Consider the following 256-nt stretch of genomic DNA (forward strand, 5'->3'; position numbering starts at 1 on the left):
GCTGCACATTCCGATTCCGTGGCGCTGCCCGATTCGACGACACCTGCGGCAACCCGGCCGGAATCGAAGGCGAGGCTTGCGCTGCGCACCCGGCTCGCCTTCGGCATGGGCGACTTCGGGCTCAACCTGTACTGGCAGGCGACCACGCTGTACCTGCTGTACTACTACACGGACGTCGTAGGCCTGTCGCCCGTCACGGCCGGCTGGATATTCAGCGGGGCGGTGCTGTGGGATGCGTTGTGCGACCCGGTGGTCG

Annotated in this window: 1 protein-coding gene; it reads left to right on the forward strand. The window is 66.8% G+C overall.

Annotated elements, in window-relative coordinates; all coding sequences use genetic code 11:
• Positions 1 to 18 precede the first annotated feature (18 nt).
• A partial coding sequence (locus tag ACWXWW_RS18175; RefSeq protein ID WP_455971429.1) for an MFS transporter occupies positions 19 to 256 on the forward strand: 238 nt, incomplete at its 3' end.

Source organism: Microbacterium sp. KNMS (genome assembly GCF_053851835.1).